The sequence below is a fragment of the Desulfurella sp. genome (assembly GCF_049977265.1).
GTDB lineage: Bacteria > Campylobacterota_A > Desulfurellia > Desulfurellales > Desulfurellaceae > Desulfurella.
On the sequence record NZ_JBMFGQ010000019.1, the window covers coordinates 12,768 to 31,699 of the forward strand.

Here is an 18,932-nt window from a genome sequence, read left to right on the forward strand (position 1 = left end):
TATGAATTTTCTAATTTTTACCGGGCAAGGTTCTCAATACGTTGGAATGCTTAAAGAGATGTACGATAACTTTGATATTGTAAAAGCAGTTGTTAAAAATACTGATGAGTCATTGTCATTTCCCTTGAGTAATTTAATGTTTAATGGTCCACAAAATGAACTTGTTTTAACTCAAAACGCTCAACCAGCCATACTTACTACCTCTATAGCAATCTACGAATTATTAAGAAATGAGTTAGGTTTTGAGTTTGAGATTAGCGCAGGTCATTCTTTGGGGCAGTATAGTGCTCTTGTAGCAGATGGCTCTATGTCTTTGGAAGAAGCGGTTTTTGCTGTTTACAATCGTGGCAAATATATGCAAGAGGCAGTAAATATAGGCAGTGGTGCAATGATGGCAGTAATTGGGAGTAATACAAAAGAAGTAGAAAATTTATGTCAAGAAATTTCTAAAAATAACGAATTTTATTGTGATATAGCAAATTACAATTCACTTTCTCAAATTATTGTTTCTGGATATAAAAAAGGTATAGAAAAACTGCAAGATCTTATTAAAGAAAAAAATCTAGGTAAGACTATCGTGCTTGATGTATCCGCTCCTTTTCATTGTAAGCTTATGGAGCCAGTTGTGGAAAAAATGCAAATTGTTCTTGATAAGATAACTATAAATCCTGCAAAAAGGATTATAATAGAAAATGTTGAATCAAAAATTATCAAAACACCAGGCCAAATAAAGCAATCCTTATTAGAGCAAATTGCAAAACCAGTGCGATGGATAGATAATGTAAACAAGGCTTTAGAATATCCTGTTAAATCTATTATAGAATGTGGACCTAAGGATATTTTGTCATCTATGTTAAAACGAACTGTAAAAAATGTAAATATTAGTGGAATTTTTGATTTAAAAAGCTATAATACTTTTAGGGATATTTATGAGTTACAAAGGTGATGTAGTATTAGTTACCGGGGCATCTAAAGGCATTGGGGCAGCCATTGCAATAGAACTTGCAGAAAAAGGTCTCAATGTAATTATAAATTATAATACAAGTCAAGAACAAGCAGATGCTTTAAATGAAACTATTAGAAAAAATCAAGGTAAATGCGAGATTAAGAAATTTGATGTTTCAAATTATGAAGAAGTTGAAAATGCATTTGCTCAGATTATTGAGAAGTACAAAACAATTGACTATTTAGTAAATAATGCGGGTATTGTATCAGACAATTTGATAATAAAAATGAAAGCGGATGAGTTTGATAAAGTGTTGAAAACAAACTTGTATGGAACTTTTAATTGTTCTAAAATTGCTGCAAAGTATATGATAAAACAAAAATTTGGTGTTATAATAAATATTAGCTCAATTATAGGGCTTTTTGGTAATGCAGGTCAGGCTAATTATGCCGCTTCAAAAGCAGGTATTATAGGTTTTACAAAAAGTTTAGCAAAAGAATTAGGTTCACGAAATATTCGTATCAATGCAATTGCGCCTGGATTTATTGAAACAGATATGACTGAAGATCTTAATATAATTCAAAAAAAATTTTTAACAGATAAAATTGCTCTAAAAAGATTAGGGAAAAGCAGTGATATTGCTCATTTAGTGTCTTTTTTGCTTAGCGAAGAAGCAAGTTATATTACAGGTGAAGTTATTAGTATAAACGGCGGACTTAGTATTTGAAAATAATTGTACAAGGAGGATAACAGATGTCATCTATTGCAGATCAAGTAAAAGATATCATCAAAGAGCAACTTGGGGTAGAAGAAGAAGAAATTAAGCCAGAGGCAAAATTTATTGAAGATTTAGGTGCGGATTCTTTGGATACAGTGGAATTAGTTATGGCTATGGAAGAGAAATTTGGCATAGAAATACCAGATTCTGATGCCGAAAAAATATTGACTGTTCAAGATGCAATAAGCTATGTAGAAAGTCATATTAATAAATAACATATAGTTATGAGAAAGAGAGTAGTTATAACAGGCTATGGGTTAATCTCGCCCATAGGCCTTTCTGCTAAAGAGAGTTTTAAAAATGCAATTAATGGGGTTAGTGGTATTGGTAAAATTACAAAATTTGATTCATCAAGTTTTGAGGTTCAGATTGCTGCCGAAGTAAAAGGTTTTGAGCCAGAAAAGTATGTAGAAAAAAAAGAAGTAAAAAAATACGATTTATTTAGTTTGTACGCTTTAGCTGCAGCTGGTGAGGCCATAGAACATTCAGGTTTAAGTTTAGAAAAGCTTGATTTATTTAGGTGCGGTGTTAGTGTAGGTTCTGGTATTGGAGGTTTGGGAACAATTGAAAAATATGACCAAGCTTTAATGCATCGTGGTTACAAGGGCGTGTCACCATTTTTTATACCAACTGCTGTTATAAATATGGCAGGTGGTAACATTGCTATAAAGTATGGACTTAAAGGTCCAAATTATGCTACAGTTACTGCATGCGCGTCAGCTACCCACGCAATCGGTTTTGCAGCAAGAAACATAATGTACGGTGATGCTGACGTTATGGTGGCTGGCGGTTGTGAATCTACAATTACGCCACTTGCAATAGCTGGTTTTCAGAATATGAAAGCACTTTCTACCAGAAACGATGAGCCTCAAAAAGCGTCACGTCCGTTTGATAAAGATAGAGATGGTTTTATTGTTGGAGAAGGGGCAGGTATCTTGATTTTAGAAGAATATGAATTTGCTAAAAGGCGCAATGCAAATATTATTGCAGAGCTTGTAGGATTTGGCATGAGTGATGATGGTTACCATATAACTGCGCCGGATCCGGAAGGCAAGGGTGCAATTTATGCAATGAAAATGGCATTAAATGATGCTGGTTTAGCTCCAGAAGGTATTGATTATATAAATGCCCATGGTACATCAACATACTTTAACGACAAAATCGAGACACTAAGTATCAAAACTGTATTTAAAGAACATGCATATAAATTAGCTGTTAGTTCGACTAAGTCAATGACAGGACACTTACTTGGTGCAGCTGGAGGCGTAGAGGCTGTTTTTAGTGTGATGACTATTGAGAATTCGATAATTCCCCCAACTATAAATTTAGAACACAATGATGAAGAGTGTGATTTGTTTTATGTTCCAAATGTAGCTATCGAGAAGCAAGTAAATGCTGTTATGTCTAACTCTTTCGGTTTTGGTGGAGCAAACGCGGTTTTAGTATTTAAAAAATTTAATGAATAACGCTATTTTTTTTGATTTAGACGGCACACTTGTAGATTCAAAAAAAGATTTAGAAAAAGCTGTAGTTTACACCGCCTCAAAATTAGACCTCAAAGTTTTAGACAAAAATTTTATTTTGTCTTTGGTCGGGAATGGTATTTATAAGTTAATTGAAGATTACTTACGTGCTATTTATTCGCTTGAACACTACAATCAATTTTTACATCAATTTTTGGATTATTACTACAACCACATTTGCGAAAGCAGTTACCTTTATGACGATGTAAAAGATACGCTTTTAGTATTATATAAAAATTATAAATTATTTGTTGTAAGCAATAAATTAGAAGCATTTTCCAAAAAATTATTAAATGATTTAAAAATAGATAATTTTTTTGAAGAAATAGTAGGTGGTGATAGCTTTGAAAACAAAAAACCTCATCCTCAACCTATATTAAACCTTATCGATAAATACGATATTTCTATTCAAAACTCAATTTTTATTGGTGATAGCGAAAACGATTATTTAGCCTCAAAAGCTGCAGGATTAAAAATGGCATGGGTTAGTTTTGGATATAAAAATGAATCAATTTTAAAAAAAATTATGCCAGACTTTATTTTTGATAAATTTAGGTATATATTAAATATAGCTATATGAATTTTGATATAGATACTTACCCTTATATAAAGATTTTAAAATCAGTATGTGATTTCTATAAGGTAAAGCTTTATTTAGTAGGAGGAGCTGTTAGAGATTCAATATTAAACAGATCAATTTCTGATTTTGATTTTTTGGTTGAAGAAAAAATAGACGATATAGCAGAAACATTTGCGCAAGAAATTAATAAAAATTTTATTTTATTTAACAAAGAAATTAAAATTTTTAGGTTTGTCTTACAAAACTGCACGATAGATATTGCACAGCTATATCCTAGCACAATAGAGACAGAGTTACAAAGAAGAGATTTTACAATAGATTCTGTAGCTATCGATTTAGATACTAAAGTATTAATTGATCCATTAAATGGTATTTCTGACATAGAAAATAGAATAGTTAAATTTTCAAATCCGAATATTTTTAAAGATGATCCAGTGAGATTAATTAGATTATTTAGAATTGCTGCTCAATTAAAGTTTGATATAGATAAAAAAACTTTAGAACAGGCTAAAAATAATTTAAGTTTAATTAAAAATATTTCTGCCGACAGGATTACTCAGGAATTGGAAAAATTCTTTATTATAAATGATACTTTTAGTTATGTTTTACTAATTGACAGAATTGGTTTGTTGGATGAATTATTTGAAGATTTTGCTTATCAAAACGGTTGTATGCAAAGCGAAAGTCACTTATATGATGTTAAAGCTCACTCATTGGCAGTGTATAATTTTGTAGAATGGTCAATACTGAGAATGAAAAGAATATTAGGCGAAAATTGTTTTGTTAATTATTATGGATATTATAAACTACATAGAAAAGAACTCATCATTGCTTTAAAATTAGCAGCTTTGTTTCATGATTGTTCTAAGCCTTTTGTAAAACAAATAAACAACAATACAATATCGTTCAAAAATCATGAAGCCTACAGTGCCGCAATTTTTAAAAAATACGTCAAAAAATACAACTTTCAAAAAAAGATTGCCCAAATGACAATTTTTTTAATCTTAAATCACATAGAACCTGCCTACTTGTTTTTGAAATGGAAAAACAACAACTTAACAGACGATCTTTTATATGACTTTTTTGATAAGTTTCAAATACACGGTGTTGACCTTTTAATTTTTGGATTATCTGACACATTAGCAAAAGGTAAAATTAGAATGGTTAACAGAGAAGTATTTATCGATTTTCTAAAAGATATGACGTGTTTTTATTTTGAAAGGTATCTAAATTTTTTAAGAATACCTAAAATTTTAGAAGCAAATGACTTGTTGAAATTAGGTCTGAAAAATGCTGATTTAGGCAAGAGTCTAAAGTTAATTCGTAAAAATACATTTCTACAAAATATCAAGACGAAAGAAGAAGCTCTAGCTTTTGCAAGGCAATTTCTATCAGAATAATATTTTCTTTGTACTATCTAAGTGGTATATTAATTTCTAAAATCTCAAGATGGTTATCGCGTTCTAATTTTACGTCTATGCGTGTTGGATCTATTTTGACATATTTTGATATTACAGCAATTAAGTCTTTTCTTAAGTCTTCTACAAAAGGAGCGCTATTAAGTTGCCTTTCATGCGCTAAAATTATTTGAAGTCTATCTTTCGCAATATTTGCTGATTCTCTTCTTTTTGTAAAAAAATCTAATAAACCCATACATCAATCCTTAAAAAAACTAAAAAATGTTTGTAAAAAACCTTTTTTTTCTTCTTTAATGTCCATAAATTCTACGTTATCACCCAATATTCTCCTAACTATATTATAATAAGCCTTGCCAGATGGGCTATCTTTATGCAAAACTGAAGGCTCCCCCATATTTGTATAACCAATAATGTTTTTATCTTCTGGTACTATACCAATCAGAGGTATGCTCAAGATTTGTAAGACATCATCTTTACTTAACATATCACCGTTTTTAATTAAAAGTGGATTAATGCGATTTATTATTAATTTTATATTTTTCTTTTCATTGGCTTCTAATATTCCTACAACTCGATCCGCATCTCTGATTGATGAAATTTCAGGTGTGGTTACAATAAACACTTCATCTGCTGGTATCATAGCATTTTTAAATCCTCCTTCAATACCTGCAGGAGAATCCAAAATAATGTAATCAAACTCTTCTTTTAACTCTTGCGTTAATTTGGTTACTTGTTCGGGCTTTAGTGCGGATTTATCCCTTGTTTGTGCGGCTGCTATTAGATATAAGTTTTCAGTTTTTTTGTCTCTAATTAAAGCTTGGCCAATTTTTGCTACATTCTCAACAACATTTACCACATCATATACAATGCGATTTTCTAATCCCAAAATCATATCCAAATTTCTAAGACCAATATCCAAATCAATGGCAACACACTTTTTGCCTGCAAGAGCAAGTCCAAGTGCAATATTGGCACTTGTTGTGGATTTTCCTACACCACCTTTGCCTGATGTAATTGTAATTACTTTTCCCATTTAATCACTCCATTTTATGATTTAACCAAGCTTTATAATCTAAAACAACTATTTGTTCATTTTCAATAAAGGCAATTTCATGTTCTTTTTTTTGTGCTATTTTAGGTTTATCAGGTGCTTTAGCAAGATAGTCAAAAATACGAATCTGAGGACTATTAAATTCAAAAGCAAATATAAAAGCATCTTTATTGCTTTGAAAACCAGCGTGGGGTATACCATCTAATGTCCCTAAAACAAATATGTTTTTTTTTGCATAAATGTAAGCATCTCTATTAACATTGCCCATAATAATCAAATTATCATCCGATTCTAACGTTTGGCCACTTCTTAAATTTCCTTTAAAAACAACAGAGTTGGGATGTTTAATAATTTCCGATAGAATCGGCACATCTAGGGTATTTTCCATTTTTGTGTTGTCAACAAATATAGCGCTTATGTGTAAATTGTATTTTTTAACATAATCGATAATAAAACTAACATCTCTTTTATTGTCTAACTTTATCGTAAGTATTGAATTTTTAAATAAGTCAATATTTTTTATTAAGCGGTTTTCAATGAATTCAATAATGCCATGATCTGAAACTTTATCGTCAATTTGAATTTCGTACCCTAAATAGTTTCTACCTTTTATTGATAAACCATCCATACGATATTATAAATATCACAAAAAAATAATATTTGCAAGAATTATTGAAAATTTCAAACTATTTCAGTATACTTTGCTTCTGTGGTGAAAATAGTCATTTACTTGTTCGGTTTTACACTGTCTTTTATAGAATTGATTTTGTCATTCTATAATAAAAGCTTATGTGATGCATATTCTTGCAAGTTAGTTGCAAGCTACGTAAGATATGGCGAATATACATTAATATTAATAGGCGTTTTTGTTTTTTTATTTTTAATTATGCTCGAGTTGTCGAGATTTAAGCTTAAAGAATACTTTATTGAGGCAATTTTAACAGCAGCATTTTCTGTAGAAGGTCTACTGCTTGCTTTTCAAATTTTCTCGCTTAGAACTATTTGTTATTTTTGCTTTTCAATATTTTTGATTTTTTTTATTTCTGTGCTTTTGCGCTTATTAGAAAAGCGCTACTCTATGTTTTTTGCTGTTTTTTGTTTTTTAAGTGTATTTGGAATAGGCTTTTTTATTATGCCAAACTTGTCTCCTTTAAAAAAAGGATATGATTTATTTTATTCAAAAACTTGCCCTCACTGTGAAAATACGATAGCTTTTCTTAAAAATTCACATATAAATGTTAATTTGTATGATGCCAATGAATATAAGAATTTTTTAAATAACATTAATATAAACCAGATACCTATACTTTTTGTAAACAATGATGAAAAAAAAGAATTTATTGTTGGACAAGAAAATATTGAAAATTACTTTAAAATTAGCGCTTTCAAACAGAATTATAGCATATTTAACCAAAATCAGACTTGCATAATTGGAGATAATTGCACTAAATGAAAAAAATTTTAATTATTCAAACAGCTTTTTTAGGTGATGCAATACTTAGTGTACCTATTGCAGATTCAATAAAAAATAAATACAAGGATGCAGAAGTATTTGTTCTTACGATTCCACAAAACAAAGATGTTTACACGCTTAATCCAAATATAGATGAGATTATTTTATATGATAAGCATGGTTTAGAAAATAGTATATTTAGTATGATAAAAAAAATTAAACTTTTAAAAAGCATTGGCCTTGACTGCATAATTACCTCTCATCCAAGTGCCAGAACAGCAATTATTAGCTACTTTAGCACATCTAAATGTCGTATTGCGCCATCAAGTGTTTCTCTAAGTTTTTTATATACAAATACAATCAGTGTGGAATCTATGCCGCATCAAATTGACAAAAACCTTGCATTGCTAAAGTTATTAGAGTTTGAGGAAAAGGATTTGGTTAGAAAAATAAATTTGTTTTTTTCAAAAGATGATGAAAAGCTTATAAATGGCGTTTTAGAAGCTTATTCTATTGATCACACAAAAAAGATTGTTGTTATTAACCCTGTTTCAGCATGGCCAACAAAGAGGTGGCCAAAAGAATATTACAAGGAACTGGCTTTTATGCTCGAACAAAACGGGTATTTGATAGTATTGGTTGGTACTCAAAAAGATATTAATATCGGGGAATATATAAAAAATAATAAAAAAAATATTGTTAATTTAATGGGTCAAACAACCTTAAAAGAACTTTTTGCTGTAATCTCAAAAGCAAATTTGCTTATTTCAAACGATTCGGCACCTGTACACATTGCATCTGCTTTTAATATCCCAACGATTGAAATATATGGCCCAACATTGCCAGAATTTGGTTTTTATCCTTTAAGCGAAAAAAAAGCAATCTTTGAGATAAAAGATTTAGATTGCAGACCTTGTGGTACACACGGAGGAAATTCTTGTAAGAAATCCCACTTTGATTGTATGATGCGTATAAATCCTCACGAAGTATTTAAAACAGCTATAGAGTTTTTGGAATGAACTTTTGCGTTATTCGCTTAAGCTCGCTTGGGGACATTGTTTTAACAACAGCTTTTGTTGTAGAATTGAAAAAGAAATACCCGGATGGTAAAATCTTTTATATAACAAAAGAAGCTTTTATTGATTTATTTAAAAATGTAGATTTTATTGATAAAGTACTGGATTTTAAACAAATAAATTGTCTAAAGCACATAAAATTTGATGCAATATATGATTTGCAGGTTAATCTTAGAAGTTTTTTGATATCAAACAAACTAAAAGGCAAAGTATATAGGGCACCAAAACACAGGTTGTATAGATTGAAAGTCTTGTACAAATCGCGTTTTCCATTTAATTTTATTAAAGACAAAAAACAAAAAGATATTATAGAAGATTATTTAAGCCTTATTGGCAAAAAAGAAGGTTATCCGAAACTAACTTGCAAAAAACAAAAAAATAAGGAATTAGTAATTGGTATAGCGCCTTTTTCTTCATGGAAAAACAAAATATGGCCAAAACAAAATTTTATAGAACTGATTGAACTTTTAGATGTTGCTTTTATAAAAAAAACTTTTTTTATTTTTGGCTCAAAACAGGAAGAAATTTTATCAAAGGATTTCGATAAACTCCCATATAATATAAAAAATTATACTGGGGTTTTGTCTTTAGGTGAGCTTGTTGAAAAAATTGGCGCGTGCGATGTTTTTATTACAAATGATTCAGGTTTGATGCATATTGCAAGTGCATGCAATGTGCCAATTGTTGCTATTTTTGGTCCAACTGTAAAAGAATTCGGGTTTTATCCACGAACTAAATCTGTTATAATAGAAAAACAGCTTCATTGCAGACCGTGTCACCTGCATGGGGGCAATGTTTGCAAAGAAGGTCATTTTAGATGCATGAAAGACATTCATCCACAAGAGGTTTTTTTAGCTGTTAAAAGTTTATTGGAGGAAAGTAATGTTTAGTGTACCAGTATTATTATATCATCATATAAATTATGATAATGATGTTTTATCTATTAGCCCAGAAGTATTTGAAGAACACTTGAAATATTTAAAACAGGAAGGCTATGCAAGTATAGACGATGAAGAACTGGCTCAATATATGATTGAAGGCAAAAAAGATTGGCAAAAGGCTGTTGTTATAACATTTGATGATGGGTATTTAGATACCTGGGTGTGGGCATATCCTTTACTCAAAAAATATGGTTTTAAAGCCTTGCTTTTTTTGGTTACATGGAATGTAGAAGAAGAAGAATCATTGGGATTTAATTTAGATGATGTTTATGCTGGCAAAATTCAAATGGATAAACTACCAAAGTGTGAAGCGCAATATGCTATAATTGATGGTTTTAAACACAAAGTAGAAAGCAAGCTATGCTGGAGCGAAGTGCGTTTTATGGATAAAAGCGGAATAATAAAAGTTTTGCCACATTCTAAAATGCATCAAAAGGTGTATGCAAGTGATAAAATCGTTGGCTACAATAGACCAAGAGAAAAACTATCATATTTTGGGGATGTAGCTGGTGATAAAAGGTATGGAACACTTGATTTTGATAGAAAGCCTGAGTTTGCTTACAATGAATTTATTCCTGACAAAGAATTAAACGATATGCTCCATAAGCATGTTTTGGATAATGGTTATCTGGATTTTTTTAAAAAAGAAAACTACAAAGGAGAACTTGACAAGATTGTTGAAAATTATAGACAAGAAAAAGGTTCAATTGGTATATTTGAAACAGACGAACAAAGATACATTAGGGTTTTGAGAGAATTAAAACTTGCAAAAGGTGAACTTGAAACAGAGATTAAAAGAAAAACATACTCTTTTGCATGGCCATGGGGTGCATACGATGAGATTAGTATAAAAGCAGCAAAAGAGGCTGGGTTTAAATATTTGTTTACAACCAAGGTAGGAGCGAATATAATCGGATCTAATGTACTTGAGATAAAGAGGTTCAGGATCTGGAAATCTGATTTGAGCTGGTTTAAAACACGTTTACAGATGTATTCTAATCCTCTTTTAGCTAAAGTTTACTCTTACTTAAAAAAATAGTTTTTTATTGACATATTATACTTTTTATATATACTACTATTAAATATAAGCTAATTAAAAAAGGGGGTTTTTATGAAAGAAGAGTTATCAGAGTTTTTAAAACTTAGGGACTTTGTTTTAAGGGGACCCGATTACAATACATGCAAAAAAGAGTTTAAATGGCCACATTTGGTTAAATTCAATTGGGCATTAGACTATTTTGATTATATTGCAAAAGATAATAACGATCTGGCACTAATTTGTGCAGATGAAAATGGTTTAGAAAAAAAAGTTACATTTGATGAGATGAGGAGACATTCTAATCAAGCTGCAAATTTTTTTAAGGATTTAGGTTTGCAAAAAGGCGATAGAGCCATGATTATGATGGAAAACTCGGTGTATTTGTATGAAATTTTACTTGGTTTGATGAAAGCAGGTGGTGTAATAATTCCAGCTGCTACAATGTTGCCCCCTGAAGATGTAGCAGATAGAATCAAATCAGCAAATATAAAGTTTTTATTCGTTAACAGTGAATATGTAGATAAGGTAATGAAAGCAAAGGAAGCATTATTTGATTTGGTCGCTCGAATAAATGTTGGAGATCCATTGGATACGATTTTGGAAGAAGATTCGGATAAAGTACCACTTTGGTTTAATTACAAAGAAGTAGATAAGTACAAAGATGAATACGTACCTACATTTATAACATACTCTACAGATGAAATGTATTCTTTTTTTACTTCCGGAACAACTGCAAAACCAAAGCTAGTTATGCATTCTCATCATTATCCGGTTGGCCACTTAACAACCACTTACTGGATTGGTTGCAAAAAAGGCGATATTCATTACAATATTAGCGCACCAGGTTGGGCAAAACATGCATGGAGTAGCTTTTATGCACCATGGAATGCTCAAAGCACAATTTTTACTTATCGATACAAGCAGTTTAATGCAAAAAAAGTTTTATCAGCAATAGAAAAATATAAAGTAACAACACTTTGTGCGCCACTGAGTGTTTGGAAATTGTTTTTAATTGAAGATTTAAGTCAATATAAATTTTCTCTAAAGCAGCTTGTAAGCGCAGGAGAGCCGCTAAACCCAGAAATAACAAAAAAAGTAAAAGAAAAAGTAAATATTGATTTAAGAGAAGGTTATGGTCAAACAGAAAGTACTGCTATGGTAGGGAATTTTATTGGTGAGCCTATAAAAGAAGGTTCTATGGGTAAAACCGCACCAGGCTATGAGCTTTTTGCATTAAATGAATTTCTTGATCCAGCCAAGTCAAGAGAAGATGGTCAGCTTGCCGTTAAAATTTATCCTGTAAAACCACTTGGTTTATTGACGGCTTTAGGTGATCCAGAAAAGAATGCGGCAATTTTTAAAGGTGGTTATTATTTAACTGGTGATGTAGCTTCTATTGATAAAGATGGTTATTTTTATTTTGTTGGCAGAGCAGATGATGTATTCAAGAGTCTTGATTACAGAATAAGTCCTTTTGAAGTAGAAAGCGAGATTATGGTTCATCATGCAGTTTTAGAAGTAGGTGTTATACCAACTGTAGATGAAAAAGATAGGATTATACCAAAAGCATTTATAGTGTTGAAACCCGATTATATAGCTTCAAAAGAAATGGCATTAGATATTTTTAGGTTTATAAGAGATCATATGGCACCATATAAAAGGCCAAGGGTAATTGAGTTTATGAGCGCATTTCCAAAAACAATAAGTGCTAAAGTTATGAGAAAAGATTTAAAAGCCTATGATCAAGAATTAAGAAAAAAAGGCATAAGAGGTGAATTTGAATTTAAAGAATCAGATTTTGCAGATGAATTGAATATTAAAAGAAGCTAATTTTTCCAGCTTTTAATTGAAAATATTTTGTAAATATTGTAAAATACAAAAACGGGAGAGTGTATGGATGAAAAAAAATTGGAGTCGTTAAAAGTTGCCATATCAAGTATTGAAAAACGTTTTGGCAAAGGTTCATTGATGAAACTTGGCGAACACGAAGCAGTTAAAATAGATGTAATACCAACAGGCTCGCTATCTATTGATTACGCAATAGGTGTGTGTGGAATACCAAGAGGTAGAATAACAGAAATTTATGGACCGGAATCAAGTGGTAAAACTACACTTGCTCTACACTGTGTTGCGAATGCTCAAAAAGAAGGCGGCATTGCTGCGTTTGTAGATGCAGAACATGCTTTGGATGTCGAGTACGCGAAAAATTTAGGCGTAGATGTTGACAATCTTTTAATTAGTCAGCCTGATTCTGGAGAACAGGCACTTGAGATCATTGATACGCTAGTTAGAAGCAATGCAGTAGATATTATCGTACTTGATTCTGTTGCAGCTCTTGTGCCACAAGCTGAAATTGAAGGAGATATGGGGGATGCCCATATGGGTTTGCAGGCTAGACTGATGAGTCAAGCGTTGAGAAAACTAACAGGTGCTATAAGCAAGACGAATACGGCCATAATTTTCTTAAATCAAATAAGAAGCAAAATTGGTGTTATGTTTGGCAATCCAGAAACAACAACTGGTGGCAATGCGCTAAAATTTTACGCTTCAGTTAGAATTGACATAAGGAAAATTAATAATATTAAACAAGGACAGGATATTATTGGCAATCGTACTAAAGTTAAAATTGTTAAAAACAAAGTAGCACCGCCATTCAAAGAGGCAGAAGTTGATATCATATACGGCAAAGGTATAGATTATATTGGAGATGCACTTGATTTAGCTGTTAATCATGAAATCGTAGAAAAGAGCGGATCCTGGTTTGCCTATCAAAATCAGCGTTTAGGTCAAGGCAGAGACAATGCAAGGGATTTTCTAAAAGAAAATCCTGATTTACTAAATAATCTTATAGACGAAATCAAAACAAAATTAAATTGTTTTACGCAAAAAAAAGAAGATGTTGCAGATTAAAGAAGTTTTAAAAGATGCTATAGAGAATAAAGCATCCGATATTCATTTGAAAGTAGGTACGAAACCAAAATATAGAATAGCTGGTGATATTCAGGAAAGTAATTTTGATATAATTTCTGCAAATGATTTCGAATCTATTTTGGATACACTTGATTTAACAAGTTACCAAATGGATAAACTAATAAAAAACAGACAAATTGATATAGGATATGGTTTGGAAGGTATTGGTAGATTCAGGGTGAATGTGTTTTATCAACGCGGCTCTTATGCTGCTGTATTTAGATTTTTACCATATAAGATACCAACACTTGAAGAATTAGGTTTACCAGATGTTGTAAGAGAGATTGCTCTAAAGCCCAGAGGTTTGGTTTTAATTACTGGTGTAACAGGTAGTGGAAAATCCACTACGCTTGCTTCTATGATCGAGTCAATAAATGAGCAAAAATCAAAAAATATTATTACGATAGAAGATCCAATTGAGTATATCTTTAACGATAAAAAAAGTATTGTTGTCCAAAGACAGGTAGGTTTTGACTGTACTGATTTTGTGTGGGGATTAAGGGGAGCTTTAAGGGAAGACCCAGATGTAATTATGGTTGGAGAAATGCGAGATAGCGAAACTATTAAAATTGCACTTGAAGCTGCAGAAACTGGACATTTGGTTTTATCAACACTTCATACATTAAATGCTACAGAAACTGTAAATAGAATTGTGTCAACATTTGATTATAAAGATCAAAAACAAATTAGAAGTCAGCTATCAAATGTTATTGAAGCAGTGATTTCTCAAAGGTTGATAAAAAGCACATCAAAAGAAAGGTCAAGGGTTGTTGCTACAGAAATACTTTTGGGTACAGATTTTGTTAGACAGGCTATATTAGACCCACAAAAAAGCTCTGATTTATCTAAAGCATTAATTTTAGGCACTAACGGAATGCGCACATTTGATTTTTCTTTAATGGAACTTTACAATGAAGGATTGATTAGCATTGAGAGTGCTTTGGAGTTTGCCAATAATCCGAATGACCTCTCTTTGAAGTTTAAAGGCATTTATTAGTGGAAGGCTTAGACTACGCATTTAACTTGATATCAAAAAAGCGATATACTTCAAAAGGACTGCAGGAAAAACTTGAAAAAAAAGGCTTTGCTCCAGAGCCCATTATTAATAGATTAAAAGAGCTTAATTATCTAAATGACTTAGAATATGCCATAGATTATAAAAATAAAAAACAAAACGAAGGCTATGGCAAATACAAGATTTTATTTCAGCTAAAAAATAAGGGCATAAGCGAAGATATTTTAAATAATTTGGAATTTTCAAATAACAGATTAGAAGAAATTTTTTTAAGTAAGATTCAAAAAATAAAGGATAATAAAAAACAGAAAATATACACATTTTTAATAAATAGAGGCTTTGATAGTAGTGACATTAAAAATTTAATCTATAAATATGAGGATAAATTATGAACTCAAAAATCGTAAGAGAAACTTTTTTAAATTACTTTGAAAAGAACTCTCATACAAGAGTAAAAAGCTCATCGTTGGTGCCACAAGACGATCCAACTTTATTATTTACAAATGCAGGTATGGTGCAATTTAAAAACGTTTTCTTAGGTAATGAAAAAAGAGACTATAAGCGTGCATGTTCTTCTCAAAAATGTGTAAGAGCTGGTGGTAAGCACAATGATTTAGAAAATGTAGGCTACACCGCAAGACATCATACTTTTTTTGAGATGCTGGGTAATTTTTCATTCGGTGACTATTTTAAAAAAGAAGCTATACATTATGCATGGGATTTAGTTACAAATGTTTATGGTTTACCCAAAGAAAAGCTTTGGATTACAATTTTTAAAGAAGATGATGAAGCTTTTGAAATATGGCACAAACAAGAAGGTGTTGATGCGTCTCGCATCGTTAGAATGGGTGAAAAAGATAACTTCTGGTCAATGGGTGATACAGGACCATGCGGACCATGTTCTGAAATCCATATAGATCAAGGCGAAAATGTAGGCTGCAGACGTCCTGAATGCTCTATAGAATGCGATTGTGATAGGTTTTTAGAGATATGGAATTTAGTTTTTATGCAATTTAATAGGTCAATAGATGGCAAACTCACGCCACTTCCAAAGCCAAGCATAGATACAGGGTTGGGTCTTGAGCGAGTAAGCGCTGTTTTAGAAGGAGTTTACAGTAATTTTGACACCGATTTATTTTTGCCTATTATAAATGATATTTGTGATTATTTTTCTCTAGAATACAAAAAAAATCAAAATGTCGATGTAGCGCTAAGGGTTATTGCAGATCATTTAAGGGCAATTGATTTTTTGATATCAGATGGTGTTTTACCTGATAAAGAGGGTAGAGGATATGTTTTGCGAAAGATTATAAGAAGGGCAATGAGGTATGGCACAAAAATAGGCTCAAAGGATCCTTTTTTGTTTACGTTGGTTGGTAGTGTAAATCAGTCTTTGGGTGATGTTTATCCTGAAATTGTCCAGAATGAAGCATTTGTTAAAAATATTGTTAAACAAGAAGAAGAGCAATTTTTAACGACATTAGAGGATGGTTTAGCAATTTTTGATAAGCTTGTTGACAAAGCAAATAATATTTTAGATGGACAAAAAGCATTTAAATTATATGATACTTATGGCTTTCCAATTGATTTAACGCTTGATATTGCCAAAGAACAGCATATTTTTGTTGACGTGGAAGATTTTTATAAGCATCTGGAGTTGCAAAGACAAAGATCAAAAGCGAGTTATAACGTTAGTATTGATTTAAAAGATACTTTGGCTATAGCATTAAAAGCATTAAATCAAACAGAATTTGTGGGTTATAATGAATATGAAACGCAGGGCTTATTATTAGCTATACTTGACATGGATTTAAAAAATATAAATGTTATCAAAGAGGGTGAGAGCGCGTATTTTGTTTTTGATAGAACACCATTTTATGCAACAAGCGGAGGTCAGGCAGCTGATAGTGGTTTAATTATCTCTGATAATGGTAAATCCTACGTGAAAGATGTTTTTAAACATGTAGATAAATATATTGTGCATAAAGTTGAAATTTTAGAAGGTGAGTTTAAAAAGGGCGATACATATACGTTGAGTATTAATACAGCGCGCAGAAAAGATACAGCCAGACATCACAGCGCTGTACATTTGTTAGACGCAGCATTAATAAAAAGACTTGGCAATCATATAAAACAAGCTGGTTCTTTGGTAGAGTACAATAGACTTAGATTTGACTTTACACATAATTCAAAACTAACAAACGATGAAATTAAAGACATAGAAATAATAGTAAATGGTTGGATACAAGAAGCTTATATGGCAAAAACTACTATAATGAATGTAAAAGAAGCTATTGAATCTGGAGCTATTGCATTGTTTAGTGAAAAATACGATGAGTTTGTGCGTGTTGTTGAAATGGGTAGCGTTAGTAAAGAGTTATGCGGTGGCACTCATGTAAAAAATACTGGTGAAATAGGTTTTTTTAAAATTATCTCAGAAGAGGCTCTATCAAAAGGTGTTAGAAGAATTGAGGCAAAAGTAGGTATGTATGCGTATGATTATGTATCAAAGTTAGAAAAAACTTTAGGTTATGTGTTAAAAGAATTATCAACAAATATTGATGAGTTACCTAAGAAAATTACAGATTTAAAGCATCCTGCAAAAGAATCTACTAAATCTTTTAACTTTGTATACAATCAGTCAAAAATAAAAAAGATTAATAATTGCAATTTTTATATTGATTTTGTCGATGGTGATATTGAAACGCTTAAAAAGTATGGTGATAAAATAAAAAATAATGTTAAAGATGTTGTTGTGGTTTTGTATGGAAAATTTGGAGATAAGGTTTATATTGTATGTATGATTGGTGGGATTTGCGCTAATTATTTTAAAGCTAACGAAATCATTAATAAGATTTGCAATAGGTTTGGGGCAAAAGGCGGCGGAAGGGAGCTTTATGCACAAGCAGGTGTAAATTTTGATAACCTTGATGATAAAATAATCTATGAAGAATTACTCTATAGTGTATAGGGAGGACAAATGCTAAAAGATTTATTTTATGCTGGCGTAGGTTTGGTTTATAATATAAATCAGAAAATTACAAAAACAATTGAAGATGGCAAAAGCATATTAAAAGAGAAAAATGTAGGCGAGTATATTAGTTCTGAAGTAACAAAAAAGAAAGAAGATATTGATAAAGTAATATCAGAATCGTTGAATGAATTTTTCTCAAAAATTGGAATAGCAACAAAAGATGACATAGAAAAATTAAGACAGGAGCTTAAAAACTTTAAACATGAATAGAAAGCCTGCTGTTGCTGGGTATTTTTACCCAGCAGACAAGATTGAGCTTGTTGAGTATCTAAATAGTGTAATTGATTATAAACCTCAATATAAACCGAAAGCTATGATTGTGCCTCATGCTGGTTATGTGTATAGTGGCTATATTGCAGCAAAAGCATATAGTATTATTGAACCGTATGACATTTATGTTGTTTTGGGACCAAACCATACTGGGTTTGGTGATTCTATATCTGTATTTGACGGCATATATGAAACACCTCTTGGTAAATTAAATTTGTGCGAGTCAATCATTGGAGAAATCACAAATAACTCTTTAGTAAAAAAAGATAGTTTAGCTCATATAAAAGAGCATAGCATTGAGGTTCAGTTACCATTTGTACAATTTACAAATAAAAATAATTTTTGTATTGTGCCTATTGTTGTTGGCATAGCTGATTGGGATATAATGGCAGAATTTGGACACTTGCTTGCAAATGCATTAAAGTCAAAAGATGCTTTAATTATTGTGAGCAGCGATTTTAATCATTATGAAGATCAAAAAACAACCATTTATAAAGATAATTTAGCGATAGAAAAAATTCTTTCTCTATCTGAAAATGAATTTGCAAATACTATTGAAAAATACGATATTTCAATGTGTGGTGCCAATATTTCGTATGCAGCGCTTGTAGCAAGCAAGGAGCTTGGTGCTAAAAATGCTAAGTTAATTGAGCATAAAACGAGTTTTGATGTTAATGGACAGATGGATCAGACTGTAGGATATGCAAGTATTATAATTCAATGAGGTCAAAAATCTATAAAGTGCTTCGGCAATATCCATTTGCTTTTGTTTTAAGCGGGATCTTAAGTGTTTATTTTTTTCTTTCAAACAGTTATTTACTGATTTTTAGCCTTATCG

General features: G+C 31.3%; 20 protein-coding genes. 17 read left to right on the forward strand and 3 right to left on the reverse strand.

Annotated elements, in window-relative coordinates:
- The first annotated feature begins 1 nt into the window (after nucleotide 1).
- Genes fabD through ACP5FO_RS05040 form a run of 6 tightly spaced genes read left to right on the forward strand, consistent with a single transcriptional unit; the run spans nucleotide 2 to nucleotide 5,227 of the window.
- Nucleotides 2-946: an ACP S-malonyltransferase gene (gene fabD / locus ACP5FO_RS05015; RefSeq protein ID WP_428108260.1), complete on the forward strand. Its 945-nt coding sequence runs from the start codon at nucleotides 2-4 to the stop codon at nucleotides 944-946.
- Nucleotides 930-1,673: a 3-oxoacyl-[acyl-carrier-protein] reductase gene (gene fabG / locus ACP5FO_RS05020; RefSeq protein ID WP_428108265.1), complete on the forward strand. Its 744-nt coding sequence runs from the start codon at nucleotides 930-932 to the stop codon at nucleotides 1,671-1,673. The genes fabD and fabG overlap by 17 nt, the downstream gene beginning before the upstream one ends.
- A gap of 26 nt (nucleotides 1,674-1,699) precedes the next feature.
- On the forward strand, nucleotides 1,700-1,939 hold the full coding sequence (gene acpP / locus ACP5FO_RS05025) for an acyl carrier protein (RefSeq protein ID WP_428108270.1): 240 nt from the start codon (nucleotides 1,700-1,702) through the stop codon (nucleotides 1,937-1,939).
- A 9-nt stretch (nucleotides 1,940-1,948) separates the two neighbouring features.
- A complete protein-coding gene (gene fabF / locus ACP5FO_RS05030; protein WP_428108275.1) occupies nucleotides 1,949-3,190 on the forward strand; it encodes a beta-ketoacyl-ACP synthase II in 1,242 nt (413 codons plus the stop codon).
- Nucleotides 3,183-3,827, forward strand: coding sequence for an HAD family hydrolase (locus ACP5FO_RS05035; protein ID WP_428157118.1), 645 nt, complete (start codon nucleotides 3,183-3,185; stop codon nucleotides 3,825-3,827). The genes fabF and ACP5FO_RS05035 overlap by 8 nt, the downstream gene beginning before the upstream one ends.
- Nucleotides 3,824-5,227: a hypothetical protein gene (locus ACP5FO_RS05040; RefSeq protein ID WP_428157119.1), complete on the forward strand. Its 1,404-nt coding sequence runs from the start codon at nucleotides 3,824-3,826 to the stop codon at nucleotides 5,225-5,227. The genes ACP5FO_RS05035 and ACP5FO_RS05040 overlap by 4 nt, the downstream gene beginning before the upstream one ends.
- A 13-nt stretch (nucleotides 5,228-5,240) precedes the next feature.
- Here ACP5FO_RS05040 and minE read toward each other — a convergent pair whose 3' ends face one another.
- Genes minE through ACP5FO_RS05055 form a run of 3 tightly spaced genes read right to left on the reverse strand, consistent with a single transcriptional unit; the run spans nucleotide 5,241 to nucleotide 6,924 of the window.
- Nucleotides 5,241-5,480 carry a cell division topological specificity factor MinE gene (minE, locus tag ACP5FO_RS05045; RefSeq protein ID WP_428108293.1) on the reverse strand — a complete coding sequence of 80 codons (240 nt, stop codon included), beginning with the start codon at nucleotides 5,478-5,480 and terminating at the stop codon, nucleotides 5,241-5,243.
- Between the two features lie 3 nt (nucleotides 5,481-5,483).
- A complete protein-coding gene (gene minD / locus ACP5FO_RS05050; RefSeq protein WP_428108297.1) occupies nucleotides 5,484-6,278 on the reverse strand; it encodes a septum site-determining protein MinD in 795 nt (264 codons plus the stop codon).
- Nucleotides 6,279-6,282: 4 nt separating this feature from the next.
- Nucleotides 6,283-6,924 (reverse strand): septum site-determining protein MinC, encoded by a 642-nt coding sequence (locus ACP5FO_RS05055; protein WP_428108301.1) that lies wholly within the window; start codon nucleotides 6,922-6,924, stop codon nucleotides 6,283-6,285.
- Nucleotides 6,925-7,005: 81 nt separating this feature from the next.
- On the opposite strand from ACP5FO_RS05055, the gene ACP5FO_RS05060 reads away from it, so the two are divergent.
- The 11 genes from ACP5FO_RS05060 (at nucleotide 7,006) to amrB (ending at nucleotide 18,818) form a co-directional block, all read left to right on the forward strand.
- Nucleotides 7,006-7,749: a hypothetical protein gene (locus ACP5FO_RS05060; RefSeq protein WP_428157120.1), complete on the forward strand. Its 744-nt coding sequence runs from the start codon at nucleotides 7,006-7,008 to the stop codon at nucleotides 7,747-7,749.
- A complete protein-coding gene (gene waaF / locus ACP5FO_RS05065) occupies nucleotides 7,746-8,768 on the forward strand; it encodes a lipopolysaccharide heptosyltransferase II (protein WP_428108307.1) in 1,023 nt (340 codons plus the stop codon). Before ACP5FO_RS05060 ends, waaF begins: the two co-directional genes overlap by 4 nt.
- Nucleotides 8,765-9,715, forward strand: coding sequence for a glycosyltransferase family 9 protein (locus ACP5FO_RS05070; RefSeq protein WP_428108311.1), 951 nt, complete (start codon nucleotides 8,765-8,767; stop codon nucleotides 9,713-9,715). Before waaF ends, ACP5FO_RS05070 begins: the two co-directional genes overlap by 4 nt.
- Nucleotides 9,708-10,805, forward strand: coding sequence for a polysaccharide deacetylase family protein (locus tag ACP5FO_RS05075; RefSeq protein ID WP_428108314.1), 1,098 nt, complete (start codon nucleotides 9,708-9,710; stop codon nucleotides 10,803-10,805). The genes ACP5FO_RS05070 and ACP5FO_RS05075 overlap by 8 nt, the downstream gene beginning before the upstream one ends.
- 72 nt (nucleotides 10,806-10,877) lie before the next feature.
- Nucleotides 10,878-12,635, forward strand: coding sequence for an acyl-CoA synthetase (locus tag ACP5FO_RS05080; RefSeq protein WP_428157121.1), 1,758 nt, complete (start codon nucleotides 10,878-10,880; stop codon nucleotides 12,633-12,635).
- Nucleotides 12,636-12,698: 63 nt separating this feature from the next.
- A complete protein-coding gene (recA, locus tag ACP5FO_RS05085; protein WP_428157122.1) occupies nucleotides 12,699-13,715 on the forward strand; it encodes a recombinase RecA in 1,017 nt (338 codons plus the stop codon).
- Nucleotides 13,702-14,772 (forward strand): type IV pilus twitching motility protein PilT, encoded by a 1,071-nt coding sequence (locus ACP5FO_RS05090; RefSeq protein WP_428108332.1) that lies wholly within the window; start codon nucleotides 13,702-13,704, stop codon nucleotides 14,770-14,772. Before recA ends, ACP5FO_RS05090 begins: the two co-directional genes overlap by 14 nt.
- Complete coding sequence (locus tag ACP5FO_RS05095) at nucleotides 14,772-15,182, forward strand: regulatory protein RecX (protein ID WP_428157123.1); 411 nt, start codon at nucleotides 14,772-14,774, stop codon at nucleotides 15,180-15,182. The genes ACP5FO_RS05090 and ACP5FO_RS05095 overlap by 1 nt, the downstream gene beginning before the upstream one ends.
- Nucleotides 15,179-17,761, forward strand: coding sequence for an alanine--tRNA ligase (gene alaS / locus ACP5FO_RS05100; protein WP_428108346.1), 2,583 nt, complete (start codon nucleotides 15,179-15,181; stop codon nucleotides 17,759-17,761). Before ACP5FO_RS05095 ends, alaS begins: the two co-directional genes overlap by 4 nt.
- A gap of 9 nt (nucleotides 17,762-17,770) precedes the next feature.
- Complete coding sequence (locus ACP5FO_RS05105; protein WP_428108349.1) at nucleotides 17,771-18,034, forward strand: hypothetical protein; 264 nt, start codon at nucleotides 17,771-17,773, stop codon at nucleotides 18,032-18,034.
- Nucleotides 18,027-18,818 carry an AmmeMemoRadiSam system protein B gene (gene amrB / locus ACP5FO_RS05110; RefSeq protein WP_428108353.1) on the forward strand — a complete coding sequence of 264 codons (792 nt, stop codon included), beginning with the start codon at nucleotides 18,027-18,029 and terminating at the stop codon, nucleotides 18,816-18,818. Before ACP5FO_RS05105 ends, amrB begins: the two co-directional genes overlap by 8 nt.
- The last annotated feature ends 114 nt before the right edge of the window (nucleotides 18,819-18,932 follow it).

Bases quoted from the DNA above. Each gene is read 5' to 3' on its own strand.
- fabD (WP_428108260.1), top strand. From the start codon at position 2: ATGAATTTTCTAATTTTTACCGGGCAAGGTTCTCAATACGTTGGAATG.
- fabG (WP_428108265.1), top strand. From the start codon at position 930: ATGAGTTACAAAGGTGATGTAGTATTAGTTACCGGGGCATCTAAAGGC.
- acpP (WP_428108270.1), top strand. From the start codon at position 1,700: ATGTCATCTATTGCAGATCAAGTAAAAGATATCATCAAAGAGCAACTT.
- fabF (WP_428108275.1), top strand. From the start codon at position 1,949: ATGAGAAAGAGAGTAGTTATAACAGGCTATGGGTTAATCTCGCCCATA.
- ACP5FO_RS05035 (WP_428157118.1), top strand. From the start codon at position 3,183: ATGAATAACGCTATTTTTTTTGATTTAGACGGCACACTTGTAGATTCA.
- ACP5FO_RS05040 (WP_428157119.1), top strand. From the start codon at position 3,824: ATGAATTTTGATATAGATACTTACCCTTATATAAAGATTTTAAAATCA.
- minE (WP_428108293.1), bottom strand. From the start codon at position 5,480: ATGGGTTTATTAGATTTTTTTACAAAAAGAAGAGAATCAGCAAATATT.
- minD (WP_428108297.1), bottom strand. From the start codon at position 6,278: ATGGGAAAAGTAATTACAATTACATCAGGCAAAGGTGGTGTAGGAAAA.
- ACP5FO_RS05055 (WP_428108301.1), bottom strand. From the start codon at position 6,924: ATGGATGGTTTATCAATAAAAGGTAGAAACTATTTAGGGTACGAAATT.
- waaF (WP_428108307.1), top strand. From the start codon at position 7,746: ATGAAAAAAATTTTAATTATTCAAACAGCTTTTTTAGGTGATGCAATA.
- ACP5FO_RS05070 (WP_428108311.1), top strand. From the start codon at position 8,765: ATGAACTTTTGCGTTATTCGCTTAAGCTCGCTTGGGGACATTGTTTTA.
- ACP5FO_RS05075 (WP_428108314.1), top strand. From the start codon at position 9,708: ATGTTTAGTGTACCAGTATTATTATATCATCATATAAATTATGATAAT.
- ACP5FO_RS05080 (WP_428157121.1), top strand. From the start codon at position 10,878: ATGAAAGAAGAGTTATCAGAGTTTTTAAAACTTAGGGACTTTGTTTTA.
- recA (WP_428157122.1), top strand. From the start codon at position 12,699: ATGGATGAAAAAAAATTGGAGTCGTTAAAAGTTGCCATATCAAGTATT.
- ACP5FO_RS05090 (WP_428108332.1), top strand. From the start codon at position 13,702: ATGTTGCAGATTAAAGAAGTTTTAAAAGATGCTATAGAGAATAAAGCA.
- alaS (WP_428108346.1), top strand. From the start codon at position 15,179: ATGAACTCAAAAATCGTAAGAGAAACTTTTTTAAATTACTTTGAAAAG.
- ACP5FO_RS05105 (WP_428108349.1), top strand. From the start codon at position 17,771: ATGCTAAAAGATTTATTTTATGCTGGCGTAGGTTTGGTTTATAATATA.
- amrB (WP_428108353.1), top strand. From the start codon at position 18,027: ATGAATAGAAAGCCTGCTGTTGCTGGGTATTTTTACCCAGCAGACAAG.